Source organism: Mammaliicoccus fleurettii (assembly GCF_002018435.1).
Taxonomy (GTDB): Bacteria; Bacillota; Bacilli; order Staphylococcales; family Staphylococcaceae; genus Mammaliicoccus; species Mammaliicoccus fleurettii.
In genome coordinates, this window is record NZ_MWJM01000002.1 from 138,232 (window position 1) to 151,728 (window position 13,497).

12 protein-coding genes are annotated in these 13,497 nt (G+C 30.8%); 10 read left to right on the plus strand and 2 right to left on the minus strand.

Features of this window, described 5'->3' with window-relative positions; all coding sequences use genetic code 11:
- Window positions 1-38 precede the first annotated feature (38 nt).
- Window positions 39-2,219: a DNA internalization-related competence protein ComEC/Rec2 gene (locus B2G86_RS02170; RefSeq protein ID WP_241837731.1), complete on the plus strand. Its 2,181-nt coding sequence runs from the start codon at window positions 39-41 to the stop codon at window positions 2,217-2,219.
- A 41-nt stretch (window positions 2,220-2,260) separates the two neighbouring features.
- Here B2G86_RS02170 and B2G86_RS02175 read toward each other — a convergent pair whose 3' ends face one another.
- The gene (locus B2G86_RS02175; protein ID WP_078356503.1) at window positions 2,261-2,398 is read right to left on the minus strand and encodes a YqzM family protein; all 138 of its coding nucleotides are present in this window, start codon (window positions 2,396-2,398) and stop codon (window positions 2,261-2,263) included.
- A 91-nt stretch (window positions 2,399-2,489) separates the two neighbouring features.
- Here B2G86_RS02175 and holA point away from each other — a divergent pair, with 91 nt between their 5' ends.
- Window positions 2,490-3,464: a DNA polymerase III subunit delta gene (gene holA, locus B2G86_RS02180; RefSeq protein WP_078356504.1), complete on the plus strand. Its 975-nt coding sequence runs from the start codon at window positions 2,490-2,492 to the stop codon at window positions 3,462-3,464.
- Between the two features lie 38 nt (window positions 3,465-3,502).
- Here holA and rpsT read toward each other — a convergent pair whose 3' ends face one another.
- Entirely contained in the window at window positions 3,503-3,754 is a 252-nt protein-coding gene (gene rpsT, locus B2G86_RS02185) for a 30S ribosomal protein S20 (RefSeq protein ID WP_078356505.1), read from the minus strand.
- 234 nt (window positions 3,755-3,988) lie between these two features.
- On the opposite strand from rpsT, the gene lepA reads away from it, so the two are divergent.
- From lepA to B2G86_RS02225, 8 genes are all read left to right on the plus strand, one after another.
- Entirely contained in the window at window positions 3,989-5,812 is a 1,824-nt protein-coding gene (gene lepA / locus B2G86_RS02190) for a translation elongation factor 4 (protein ID WP_078356506.1), read from the plus strand.
- Window positions 5,813-5,866: 54 nt separating this feature from the next.
- A complete protein-coding gene (hemW, locus tag B2G86_RS02195; RefSeq protein ID WP_078356507.1) occupies window positions 5,867-6,985 on the plus strand; it encodes a radical SAM family heme chaperone HemW in 1,119 nt (372 codons plus the stop codon).
- Between the two features lie 116 nt (window positions 6,986-7,101).
- Entirely contained in the window at window positions 7,102-8,076 is a 975-nt protein-coding gene (hrcA, locus tag B2G86_RS02200; RefSeq protein ID WP_078356508.1) for a heat-inducible transcriptional repressor HrcA, read from the plus strand.
- Between the two features lie 24 nt (window positions 8,077-8,100).
- Complete coding sequence (grpE, locus tag B2G86_RS02205; RefSeq protein WP_078356509.1) at window positions 8,101-8,694, plus strand: nucleotide exchange factor GrpE; 594 nt, start codon at window positions 8,101-8,103, stop codon at window positions 8,692-8,694.
- Between the two features lie 44 nt (window positions 8,695-8,738).
- Window positions 8,739-10,574, plus strand: a complete 1,836-nt coding sequence (dnaK, locus tag B2G86_RS02210) for a molecular chaperone DnaK (RefSeq protein ID WP_078356510.1) — start codon at window positions 8,739-8,741, stop codon at window positions 10,572-10,574.
- A gap of 94 nt (window positions 10,575-10,668) precedes the next feature.
- Window positions 10,669-11,802 (plus strand): molecular chaperone DnaJ, encoded by a 1,134-nt coding sequence (gene dnaJ / locus B2G86_RS02215; RefSeq protein ID WP_078356511.1) that lies wholly within the window; start codon window positions 10,669-10,671, stop codon window positions 11,800-11,802.
- A gap of 3 nt (window positions 11,803-11,805) precedes the next feature.
- Complete coding sequence (gene prmA, locus B2G86_RS02220; protein WP_078356512.1) at window positions 11,806-12,738, plus strand: 50S ribosomal protein L11 methyltransferase; 933 nt, start codon at window positions 11,806-11,808, stop codon at window positions 12,736-12,738.
- An 8-nt stretch (window positions 12,739-12,746) separates the two neighbouring features.
- Window positions 12,747-13,496, plus strand: coding sequence for a 16S rRNA (uracil(1498)-N(3))-methyltransferase (locus B2G86_RS02225; RefSeq protein WP_078356513.1), 750 nt, complete (start codon window positions 12,747-12,749; stop codon window positions 13,494-13,496).
- Window position 13,497 lies beyond the last annotated feature (1 nt).

Consider the following 13,497-nt stretch of genomic DNA (forward strand, 5'->3'; position numbering starts at 1 on the left):
GCTGTTTTATTAAGCTCCACTCGTTTAAAATAATGATAATGAGTTTATCGTTTATCTTCATGGGCTATTTAACATATCCAAAGTTATTATTACCTCAAATTGATTCTTTTAATATTCCTATTGATCATAAAAGTTACACTAACGTAATAGAATTTGGAGATAAAGTGCTTATAGATGGAGATTTTTTTCAAGCTAATGGCGATATAAATGGTAAATCATATAAAGTGTTTTACAAATTGAAAAATGAACATGAAAAAAATAAGCTTTTAAACACAATGCCATTTATGAAGAATTGCATCATTACTTATAACAAAACAATCACGTTGCCTAACACTAACAATTTAAAGTTTAATTATAACGAATATTTGCTAGAGCATGAAATAGACGGAGTATTAAAACTGAAAAATTTTTCAGTAGGAAGTTGTAAAAAGCGTTATTTAAATGTTATTGAGAAGGGACAACTATACAGAGAGAGGTTAATACAAAATCTTAAAAAACTAGACGTAAAAAATATAGATGATATTATTGCCTTAACTTTAGGTGAAACACGTTATTTATCATCTGAAAGAATAGAGCAATTAAAAAAATTAGGAATTTATCATTTGTATGCTGTTAGTGGTTCTCATGTTGCATTAGTCAATGTATTTTTATTTCGATTTTTACTAAGAATTAATGTGAAATACAACCATGCGGAGTTGATTATTTTTATAGCATTGCCGTTATACGCCATTTTGACAGGTTTAAGTCCGAGCGTTTTAAGAGCTGTTGGTGTCGTTATGGTATATATGGTTATTAAAAGAATTACGAATATTGATTCATTGCAAATTTTATCTATTACATTCATTTTATATACCCTTTATAATCCTTATGTCATATTTGACATTGGCTTCCAATTATCTTATATTATTTCCACATTTATCCTATTATGTATTCCAATTATTAAAACATTTACAACCTTCTATAAAATATTCACCATAAATATAATATCGCAATTATCCTCATTTATTATTTTGATTCTCCACTTTAATACTTTTCAATGGCTCGGTTTTATAAGTAATTTTATTTTTATTCCACTTTTTGAGCTAATAATATTTCCTCTCGTAATGACATTTTTAATCATATTTATCATATTTAAAAAAGTACCATTTTTATTGAGTGATGTTATTGAAACCTTACTAAGTAAAACAATTGACTTAATTGAGAAAATAAATAATATACCAATCAATGATTTAGTTGTTAGAAATCTAGATGGATTTTTATATTTTTTAATATTTATAGTTGTAGTATCAATTTCAATTTTAGTGCTTAAAAAACATATCGTTAAATCCATAACTATATTTTCAATATTAATTTTAGCTATATCCATAAGACCGAATTATGATAGGGTGGTTTTGAAGTTTTTAGATATAGGTCAAGGAGACGCAATGATTGCTTATCATCAAGATGTAGATAAAGTAGTTATGATTGATACAGGAGGCAAAGATAAGAGAAATAAGAAAAAATGGCAAATTAGGAATAAAGAATTTACTTATACTGATTCAGTGCTAGTCCCTGAATTACATGAGAATGGCTATAATCGAATTGATTATTTAATCATTTCGCATCCTCATGCTGACCATATGGGTGAATTGAGCAATTTGATAAAGAAAGTTGAAATTAAAAATTTAGTTATCAATCAAAAGACGTGGGATAGTCCATATTTAAAGTTATTAATAAGTGAAGTTGCTAATACTAGCACAAGTATAATAGATAGTAGAAATATTAATAAATTAAAAATTGGTGAATCTATTTATCAATTATATAATAATGATAGTGAAAATCATGAAGATAAAAATGATACTTCTATCGTTACAGAAATAAGAGCATACAATAAAAAAATACTAGCAACAGGAGATGCAACAGAAAGAGTAGAAGATATTATAATAAGTGATTTAAAACAAAACTATGATCTTTTAAAAGTTGGTCATCATGGTAGTTCAACTAGTACAAGTGATGAATTTTTATATAAAGTAAACCCTAAATTATGTGTCATTAGTTCAGGTCGTAACAATAGATATGGATTGCCAAGCCAGAAAATAGTAAAAAAGCTTGAAGGAAATAAATGTAAAGTCTTTAATACACAAAATTATGGAGTGATAAACTTTGTAATCGAAGAAAATAGTATTAGAGTCAATAATGGATTAAATGAGTATAATAAAAAAGCGTACAAAAATCATTGAATTTTTGTACGCTTTATAAAAATGGTCTTATTATGTAAATCTTAATTTGGAAGTAAACTAAATACTTGAGCAATTATATAAATTGCAGCCAAGAATAAGAAACCAACTAAAAATCCCATTCCAGAGTCTTTAACGTCATTGTTACGCCCTTGAGTATTTTCACCTTCAAATCTGTTCATATGACTCCCTCCTATACTTACATTCATTATATGATAATAAACTTAAAAATGCTATACTTAATTAGAACTTTATAAGAGAGGGAGACTTATTTTGGAAGATAATATTGTGTTGAATTATGGTGCAGTAGATGCACTAATAGAGAAAAAATCTGACGAAATTATCAATCAATATTTAGATGGAGAACGCGATGAGTTCAACTATGTAAAATATGATTTATATGAGACATCCATTTCGAGCGCAATTGAAGAAGCATTAACTTTACCATTCCTCTCAGATAAGAAAGTAGTACATATTAAGAATGCATACCTTTTTACAGGAGAAAAAGTAACAAATAATATTAATCAAAATGTTGATCAATTGATTGGTTTTATTGAGCAATATGACGGGGAAACATTAGTTGTTTTTGATGTATTCAATGAAAAGTTAGATGAAAGGAAAAAGTTAGTCAAATCTGTTAAGAAAAATGCTAGATTAAATAAAATTGATCAAATGACAGAGCAAGAAATAAAACAGTGGATTAAGTCTTATTTAAATGAACAATACAAAGATATTAAAGAAGATGCATTAGTAGCGTTCTTAGAGCTTACAGGTATACAGTTTAATATAATAAAAGCTGAACTTGATAAATTAGTATTATTTATAGGCGATGAAGCGGTAATAAATAAACAAGATGTAAAAGATATTGTGAGTCGTTCGTTAGAGCAAAACGTATTTTTACTTACAGAATATATACAAAAAGGGCAGAAAGAGAAGTCTATAAACTTATTGAAAGATTTAATTAATATGAAAGAAGAGCCTATTAAACTATTAGCATTGATAACAAGTAATTATAGGTTATATTATCAATGTAAAATATTAGCTAGTAAGCATTATAGTGAACAACAAATAGCTAAAACAATAGGCGTTCATCCATATAGAGTTAAACTTGCACTTCGTATAGTGAGGAAATTATCTTTAGAAAGATTGTTAGCAACAATTGATGTATGTGCAGAAACAGACTATGATTTAAAATCTTCATATATGGATAAAGTGCTTATTTTAGAACTATTCATCTTAAAAATATAAAAATAAAAAAGCTACAGAAAATTCTGTAGCTTTAATAATTAGTTAGCTTTAGACATTAAGCTTGATTTAATTCTATCAGCTTTATTTGAATGGATTAAGTTCTTTTTAGAAGCTTTATCAATTTTTTTAACAGCTAATGAAACTAATTCACCTTTGTTATCAGCATTATTTTCGATAGCAGTTCTAGCAGCTTTTACAGCTGAACGCATATCATTTTTTTGTGATATGTTTGCAGCGTCTTTCTTTTCTGTTACAGAAACACGTTTAATTGCAGATTTAATGTTTGGCATGAGAGTCACCTCCTAAGTATGTTGTCCGTGATCAAAAATTATTTGATTGCAACAAAAAATATTTTATCAAATGTAGGACATAAGTGCAATCATTATTTGCACATTCCTTATAAAGCATACCACTTTATTGTTAGTTTGGTAATACGTTTGCATTTATTTCATAAAGACGGTATCATATCAAAGATGCGACTTACATTTAAGAGATGTAAAATTAACGAGAAAGTTGGAGTTCAAATGGACAGAACTAAACGCCTAGAGCGCCAAAATAAAATTAGAAACTTTTCAATTATTGCTCACATTGACCATGGTAAATCAACGTTAGCAGATAGAATATTGGAAAATACTAAAACTGTAGAGACAAGAGACATGAAAGCACAATTGCTTGATTCTATGGATCTTGAAAGAGAACGTGGTATTACGATTAAACTTAATGCTGTTCGATTGAACTATACAGCAAAAGATGGGGAAACATATATTTTACACTTAATAGACACACCAGGACATGTCGACTTTACATATGAAGTTTCACGTTCTTTGGCAGCGTGTGAAGGTGCGATATTAGTAGTAGATGCTGCTCAAGGGATAGAAGCTCAAACTTTAGCTAATGTTTATTTAGCGTTAGATAACGATTTGGAATTAATACCAGTGGTTAACAAAATTGATTTGCCTGCTGCTGAGCCTGAACGTGTGAAACAAGAAATTGAAGACGTAATTGGTTTAGATGCAAGTGATGCCGTTTTAGCTAGTGCTAAAGCCAATATTGGAATTGAAGATATTTTAGAAAAAGTAGTAGAAATGGTTCCGCCTCCTGAAGGTGATCCTGAGAATCCATTACAAGCCTTAATATTTGATTCTTCATTTGATGCATACAGAGGCGTAATTTCTTCAATTAGAGTAGTTGAAGGTTCTGTTAAAGCAGGAGATAAAATTCAAATGATGTCTACTGGGAAGACATTTGAAGTTACAGAAGTAGGTATTAATACACCTAAACAACTTCCAGTTCAAAATTTATCAGTTGGTGATGTAGGTTATATTGTTGCATCTATTAAAAATGTTGGAGATTCAAACGTTGGTGATACTATAACATTAGCGAATAGACCTGCTGAAAAACCACTACAAGGATATAAAAAAATGAATCCAATGGTATTCTGTGGATTATATCCGATTGATAATAGTAAATATAATGATTTAAGAGAAGCGTTAGAGAGATTACAACTTAATGATGCTTCATTAGAATTTGAAGCTGAGACTTCGCAAGCACTAGGATTTGGTTTTAGAACTGGATTTTTAGGATTATTGCATATGGAAATCATTCAAGAGAGAATTGAGAGAGAGTTTAATATTGAATTGATTGCTACTGCTCCTTCAGTTGTATATGAATGTGAACTAACAGATGGAGAAAAAGTTCAAATAGATAATCCGTCACAATTTCCAGACCCACAAAAAATAAATACAATTTATGAACCATATGTTAAAGCAACAATGATGGTTCCTAATGATTATGTCGGTGCTGTTATGGAACTGTGTCAGAAAAAACGTGGTAACTTTAAAACAATGGATTATTTAGATGATATTAGAGTGAATATTATTTATGAAATTCCATTATCAGAAGTTGTGTTTGATTTCTTCGATCAGCTAAAATCTAATACAAAAGGTTATGCTTCGTTTGATTACGAACTAATTGGATATCAAGAAAGTACATTAGTTAAGATGGATATACTTTTAAATAGTGAAAAAGTGGATGCATTAAGTTTTATCGTTCATAAAGATTTTGCATATGATAGAGGAAAAGTAATAGTTGAAAAATTAAAAAAATTAATCCCAAGACAACAATTTGAAGTGCCAGTTCAAGCAGCAATTGGTAATAAAATAGTCGCACGTACAAATATTAAATCGATGGGTAAAAATGTATTAGCAAAATGTTATGGTGGAGATATTAGCCGTAAACGTAAATTACTTGAAAAACAAAAAGCAGGTAAAGCTAAAATGAAATCAGTAGGTAATGTTGAAATACCTCAAGATGCATTCTTAGCTGTACTTAAAATGGATGAAGACTAATTTTGAAACAGCTGCATAATATGTAGCTGTTTCTATTTTTAAAGGAGAGTTTATATGGCTAAAAGTGTATATATTCATATACCTTTCTGTGTGAGAATTTGTACTTATTGTGATTTTAATAAGTTTTATATAGCCAATCAACCAGTTGATGAATATTTAGATTGCTTGATTAAAGAAATGGCAACTAGGGAAGATAAAATAGTTGAAACAATGTTCGTAGGTGGTGGTACACCTACAGCTTTATCAGAACTACAATTAGAAAAATTGCTTCAAGCGATTAATGACTTGTTCGTAATTACAAAAGAATATACTTTTGAAGCTAATCCAGATGAATTGACTGAAGCTAAAATAAAATTATTAAAACAATATGGCGTAAATAGATTGTCGTTAGGTGTTCAAACATTTGACGATGAATTGCTTAAAGTGTTAGGAAGAACACATCATAGTGGAGATATTGAAAAAGCAGTCAACTTATCTAGAAAGCATCAAATTGATTCTGTTAGTCTAGACTTAATGTTTCATTTGCCAGGACAAACATTAAAACAATTTGATGACTCACTAAACAAAGCATTAGCGCTAGATGTTGATCATATCTCAAGCTATGCACTTATACTTGAACCAAAAACTCAATTTTATAATTTATATAGAAAAGGTAAATTAAAATTACCAAATGAAGATTTAGGGGAAGAGATGTATCAGCATTTAAAGGAAAAAATGAAAAATTCAAATTTAAATCAATATGAAATCTCAAACTTTTCAAAGTCTGGACATGAATCCCTACATAATATGGTTTATTGGAAAAACGAAGAATATTACGGATTTGGTGCAGGTGCGCATGGCTATATAAAAGGGGTTCGATATGGAAACATTAACCCCGTTAATCAATACATTAAAAAGATTAGTCATAATGAAATGCCTAAATTACAAAGCAGCGATGTATCTATTAAAGAACAAATGGAAGAGGAAATGTTTCTTGGTCTTAGAATGACTGAAGGTGTTTCCAAGTCTAAATTTAAAAATAAATTCAAAAGATCAATAGAAGATGTGTTCGGTGATCATGTTAATGAATTAACTTCAAGAGAATTATTAATAGATGAAAATGATTATTTACGTTTGAGTAATAGGGGTCAAAACATTGGTAATGAAGTGTTTGAGAGATTTTTGTTAAGTTAATTATTATTTTGAAAAAAGTTTTGAAAAATCGAATGCTTTAACGTTGACTTTCTTTGACCAATTTGATAAATTGTAATTAGCACTTGATAAGAGAGAGTGCTAATCGAGGTGATGACATGATTACTGAGAGACAATTACAAATATTAAATGTGATTGTTGAGGATTATGTTGAGTTAGGACAACCAATAGGTTCTAAGTCGATTATCGAAAGGCATCAATTGCCTATAAGTCCAGCAACAGTTAGAAATGAAATGAAGCAACTTGAAGATTTAGATTTGTTAGAAAAGACACATACATCATCTGGGCGTATTCCTTCTGAAAGTGGAATTAGACATTATGTAGATCAATTACTAAAGTCTAAGTCACAAAGTAAGAAAAGCGCAAATTGGTTTAATCAATTCCATGATGAAAACCAATACGATGTAAATGCTATGCTCAAATGGTTAGCTTTAGAAATATCAAATCGTTCACATTATACGACTGTTGTACTTGGACCAAATAAATTTTCAAGATATATATTTGAAATTCATTTTGTTAGAGTCAACCCTACTCATTTAATGAGTGTCATTGTATTTACTGATGGATATGTTGAGAAAGTTCATGTTCAGGTATTAGAATCTTTGAATCAGCAACAAATAGAGAAACTAATGAACTATTTAAATCAACATTTTAAGCAAAATACTTTATCTACAATGATAAACACGTTAGAATCATTAACGTTGTCATTCATAGATCGCAACTTTATCAAGAAGTTTAAACATGCATTATTAACTCAAATTAATAATCAAAGTGAAGAAATGTTTCTAGGTGGAAAGATGCACCTGATTGAGGCAATGGATGTTACGAATATAACGATGATTCAATCTATATTAAAATATCTTGAATCAGAACGCATTGCTCAATTTTTAAATGAAACGACTAATGATTCAATAAGTGTCAATATTGGACAAGAAATTAATAAAGACTTACATGGTATATCGATTGTAAGTACAAATTATGAAATTTCTGGAGATATAAGCGGTCATTTAGCCGTTATCGGTCCAACTGCTATGCATTATAACAAAGTGATTCAATTACTGAATCATTTTTAAATAAGAAAATATGGAGGGCATGAAATGACGGAAGAAAAGCAAAATGAACAATTCGACGAAACAAATGATCAAGCTCAATCTGTCGCTACTGAAGAAGCAGAAGCAAATACTCATGATTCAGTAGAAGATGTAGAAGAGGTTGAAGAAGAAAAGTTAGTCGAAATTCCGGAAGCTGAACTCGAACAATTAAAACAAAAAGCTGATGAAGAAGAAGAAAAATACTTACGTTTATATGCGGAATTTGAAAATTATAAACGTAGAATGAAACAAGAATCTAGTATCATGAAAGACTATCAAGCACAAAGAGTGCTTACTGATGTATTACCTGCTTTAGATAACATGGATCGCGCTTTACAACAAGATGGCGAATCTGAAGACTTTTTAACATTCAAAAAGGGTGTTGATATGGTTTATAACGATTTACTAAGATCATTGAAAGATAATGGATTAGAAGAAATTGAATCGTATAATAAACAATTCGATCCAAATATACATCAAGCAGTAATGCAAGATAGTAATCCTGATTTCGAATCAGGTGTCGTAACTGAAGAACTACAAAGAGGTTATAAATTAAAAGACCGCGTTCTTCGACCAGCAATGGTTAAAGTGAACGAATAAATAATTTAATTCAAACGTAACTATAAATTGGAGGAATAATTATTATGAGTAAAGTAATAGGTATAGACTTAGGTACAACAAATTCAGTAGTATCAGTATTAGAAGGTGGAGAACCTAAAGTAATTCAAAACCCAGAAGGTAACAGAACAACACCATCAGTAGTAGCATTTAAAGATGGAGAAACACAAGTTGGTGAAGTTGCTAAACGTCAAGCAGTAACAAACCCTAACACAATTCAATCAGTTAAACGTCATATGGGTACTGATTATAAAGAAAAAGTAGAAGATAAAGAGTATACACCACAAGAAATTTCAGCAATGATTTTACAAAACTTAAAATCAACTGCAGAAAGCTATTTAGGAGAAAGTGTTTCTAAAGCAGTAATCACTGTTCCTGCATATTTCAATGACTCTGAACGTCAAGCTACTAAAGATGCTGGTAAAATTGCTGGTTTAGAAGTAGAACGTATCATTAACGAACCTACTGCAGCTGCATTAGCATACGGTTTAGATAAAACTGAAACTGATCAAAAAGTATTAGTATTTGACCTTGGTGGCGGTACTTTCGACGTATCTATCCTTGAATTAGGTGACGGTGTATTTGAAGTATTAGCTACAGCAGGTGACAATAAACTAGGTGGGGACGACTTTGATGATGTTATCATTAAACACTTAGTTGAAGAATTTAAAAAAGAAAATGGTATAGATTTATCACAAGATAAAATGGCAGTACAACGTCTTAAAGACGCAGCTGAAAAAGCTAAAAAAGATTTATCAGGTGTATCTTCAACACAAATTTCATTACCATTCATTTCAGGTGGAGCAAATGGACCATTACACTTAGAAACTACTTTATCAAGAGCTAAATTTGAATCATTAACAAGTGAATTAGTTGAAAGAACTATGGGTCCAACTAAACAAGCTATGAAAGATGCTGGTTTATCTAATTCTGAAATTGACGAAGTAATTTTAGTTGGTGGATCAACTCGTATCCCAGCTGTACAAGAAGCGATCAAAAAAGAAATTGGTAAAGAACCAAACAAAGGTGTTAACCCTGATGAAGTTGTAGCAATGGGTGCAGCTATTCAAGGTGGCGTTATCACTGGTGATGTTAAAGATGTAGTATTACTTGATGTTACACCATTGTCTTTAGGTATTGAAACTATGGGTGGCGTATCTACAGTATTAATTGAAAGAAATACAACAATTCCAACATCTAAATCACAAGTGTTCTCTACAGCAGCTGATAATCAACCAGCAGTAGATATTCACGTGTTACAAGGTGAACGTCAATTAGCAGCAGATAACAAAACACTTGGTAGATTCCAATTAACTGATATTCCACCAGCACCACGTGGCGTACCTCAAATTGAAGTATCATTTGATATCGATAAAAATGGTATCGTAAATGTTACAGCTAAAGATTTAGGAACAAACAAAGAACAAAAAATTACAATCGAATCAAGTTCATCATTATCTGATGAAGAAATCGATCGTATGGTACAAGATGCAGAAAAAAATGCTGAAGAAGACAAAAAACGTCGTGAAGAAATAGATGTAAGAAATGAAGCAGACCAAATGGTATTTACTGTTGAAAAAACATTAACTGATCTTGGTGATAATGTTGATGAAAGCGAAAAAGCTAAAGCTGAAGATGCTAAAGAAGAATTGAAAAAAGCATTAGAAGGCACTGATATAGAAGACATCAGAACTAAAAAAGATGCGCTTCAAGAAATCGTTCAACAATTATCAGTAAAAATGTATGAACAAGCTGCTCAAGCACAACAAGGTGCTGAATCAGCTGAAGGCCAATCTACTTCAAACGATGACGACGTAGTTGATGCTGATTATACAGAAGTTAACGAAGACGATAAAAAATAATACTCATTATTAAAAAGTCAAAGTCAATGTGATTGGCTTTGACTTTTTTAATGCATATCCGTATTATAAATCAGTGTGTAAAGGAGAGATTATATTGGCAAAAAGAGATTATTATGAAGTGCTAGGTGTATCTAAAGATGCTTCTAAAGACGAAATAAAAAAAGCTTATAGAAAATTATCAAAAAAGTTCCATCCTGACATTAATCAGGAAGAAGGTGCTGACGCTAAATTCAAGGAAATATCTGAGGCTTATGAAATATTAAGTGATGAAAATAAGCGTGCTCAATATGACCGTTTTGGACATAATGGACCGCAACAAGGTTTCGGTGGTTCACAAGGATTTGGTGGACAAGACTTCTCTGGATTCGGTGGATTTGAAGATATATTTGGTTCATTCTTTGGTGGCGGTGGTGCTAGAAGAGATCCTAACGCTCCAAGACAAGGTGATGATTTACAATACAGTATGACTCTAACATTTGAAGAAGCTGTATTCGGTACTGAAAAAGATATTACAGTTCGCAAAGACGTTGAATGTGATACTTGTCATGGTAAAGGCGCTAAACCAGGAACTAAGAAAAAAACATGTACTTATTGTAATGGTCAAGGACATGTAACAGTAGAACAAAATACTATTCTTGGAAGAATGCAAACTCAAAAAGTTTGTCCTGAATGTGAAGGTTCTGGAGAAATATTCGAAGAAAAATGTTCAGATTGTCATGGTAAAGGTACACAAAACAAAAAAGTTACAATTAAAGTTAAAGTACCTGAAGGCGTTGATAATGACCAACAAATACGTCTTGCAGGCAAAGGTGGTCCAGGTGTTAATGGTGGTCCAGCTGGTGATTTATATGTAGTATTTAGAGTTAAACCTCATAATAAATTCAGACGTGAAGGCGATGATATATTCTATGATCTAAACCTTTCATTCCCACAAGCAGCACTTGGTGATGAAATAACGGTCCCTACACTAACTGGTAATGTATCTCTATCTGTTCCTGCAGGTACTCAAACAGGTAAACAGTTTAGACTACGAGAAAAAGGTGTACAAAATGTTCATGGTTATGGAAAAGGTGATTATTTTGTAACTGTTAAAGTTGTAACTCCAGATAAAATGACAGAAAGACAAGAAGAACTTCTTCGTGAGTTTGCTGAAATTGGTGGAGAAGATTTAACAGAACAACCATCTAGTTTAAAAGATAGAGCCAAAAAGTTTTTTAAAGGAGAATAGCCTGTGAATTGGATTGAGTATTCTATAATGATTAATAAAGAAGCAGAACCAGTTGTTACTGCTCTTTTAAATGAATTAGGAGCAAATGGAGTAGTAATTGAAGATTCAGCTGAATTAGAAAAAGACCATGCAGATGTATATGGTGAAATATATGAGTTGAATCCTGACGACTATCCTGATAACGATATTAGGATAAAATGTTACTTTAATGAATTAGTCTTTACAGATGATTTAGAAAAAGAAATTAAAGTTTCAATTGCTGATGTCGAAGGAATAAATTCAGAAATTCTTTCTTTTTCTAAAACAATAATTAAAGAATCTGATTGGGAAAATGAGTGGAAAAATTATTTCCATCCATTTAAAGCTTCTGAGAGATTTGCTATAGTACCAAGTTGGGAAGAAGAAGAATATGATAACCAAGATGATGATTTATGTATAAAACTTGATCCCGGAATGGCATTTGGAACTGGTGACCATCCAACAACAAGCATGTGTCTGAAACATATAGAAGAAGTTGTGAACCCAAACCATAAAGTTATTGATGTTGGTACTGGTTCAGGTATTTTAAGTATTGCTTGTCATTTGCTTGGTGTCAAATCAATAAAAGCTGTAGATTTAGATGATTTAGCTATTAAAGTTGCTAAGGAAAACTTCGAGAAAAATAATTGTGAGCAAGATATATTAGCTGATACAGGTAATTTATTGACTGAAGAAACTGAACAGTATGATGTGATTATTGCAAATATTTTGGCACATATCATTGATTTAATGATTGAGGATAGTTATACAAGGCTAAACGATAATGGTTACTTTATTACTTCTGGAATTATAGAAGAAAAATCTGATGAAATTATTGGAAAACTAAAAGAAACTGGTTATACTATCGAAAAAGTATTACGAGAAGATGGATGGGTTTCAATAAGAGCTAGAAAGTAGGAGAAATGATGCAAAGATATTTCTTACTCGAAAACGCTGAGTTAAATCAGCGTTTTTTTATACATAATACTGATGATATACATCATATTAAAAATGTGATGCGTATGAATGTGGAACAAAAAATTATTTTAACTTTTAAAGATAAAAAATCTCTAATTTCTGAAATAACTGCTTATCATGATGATTGTATTGAAGTACTTACACTTGAAGATACAACAAGACAAACTGAACTTCCTATTGAAGTCACAATTGCTAGTGGACTCATTAAAGGTGACAAATACGAATGGATGATTCAAAAAGCAACAGAGATGGGTGCTCATCATTTTATTGCGGTTCAATCAGAAAGATCAATTGTTAAATTAGAAGAAAAGAAACTTCATAAGAAACTCGAAAGATGGCAAAAAATTGTAAAAGAAGCAAGCGAGCAAAGTATGAGGCTTACAATTCCAGATATTAAGTATAAATCGAATTTTAAAGGTATTTATGATAATATGAATGAATATGATTATATATTAATAGCTTATGAAGAAGAGGCAAAACGTGGGGAAACAAGTAAATTACATCAAATTGGTTCTAATCTTAAACATGGACAGAAAATTTTAATTATTTTTGGTCCAGAAGGTGGCTTAACAGAAAGTGAAGTCCATCTTTTTAAAGATGCAGTAAAGATGAGTTTAGGACCTAGAATTTTAAGGGCTGAAACTGCTCCATTGTATGCTTTAGCTGCTTTAAGCTATCAATTAGAATTAATGAGGTGAA

Excerpts from the sequence above, each read along its gene's own strand:
- B2G86_RS02170 (WP_241837731.1), top strand. The coding sequence starts at position 39 with ATGAGTTTATCGTTTATCTTCATGGGCTATTTAACATATCCAAAGTTA.
- B2G86_RS02175 (WP_078356503.1), bottom strand. The coding sequence starts at position 2,398 with ATGAACAGATTTGAAGGTGAAAATACTCAAGGGCGTAACAATGACGTT.
- rpsT (WP_078356505.1), bottom strand. The coding sequence starts at position 3,754 with ATGCCAAACATTAAATCTGCAATTAAACGTGTTTCTGTAACAGAAAAG.
- lepA (WP_078356506.1), top strand. The coding sequence starts at position 3,989 with ATGGACAGAACTAAACGCCTAGAGCGCCAAAATAAAATTAGAAACTTT.
- hemW (WP_078356507.1), top strand. The coding sequence starts at position 5,867 with ATGGCTAAAAGTGTATATATTCATATACCTTTCTGTGTGAGAATTTGT.
- hrcA (WP_078356508.1), top strand. The coding sequence starts at position 7,102 with ATGATTACTGAGAGACAATTACAAATATTAAATGTGATTGTTGAGGAT.
- grpE (WP_078356509.1), top strand. The coding sequence starts at position 8,101 with ATGACGGAAGAAAAGCAAAATGAACAATTCGACGAAACAAATGATCAA.
- dnaK (WP_078356510.1), top strand. The coding sequence starts at position 8,739 with ATGAGTAAAGTAATAGGTATAGACTTAGGTACAACAAATTCAGTAGTA.
- B2G86_RS02225 (WP_078356513.1), top strand. The coding sequence starts at position 12,747 with ATGCAAAGATATTTCTTACTCGAAAACGCTGAGTTAAATCAGCGTTTT.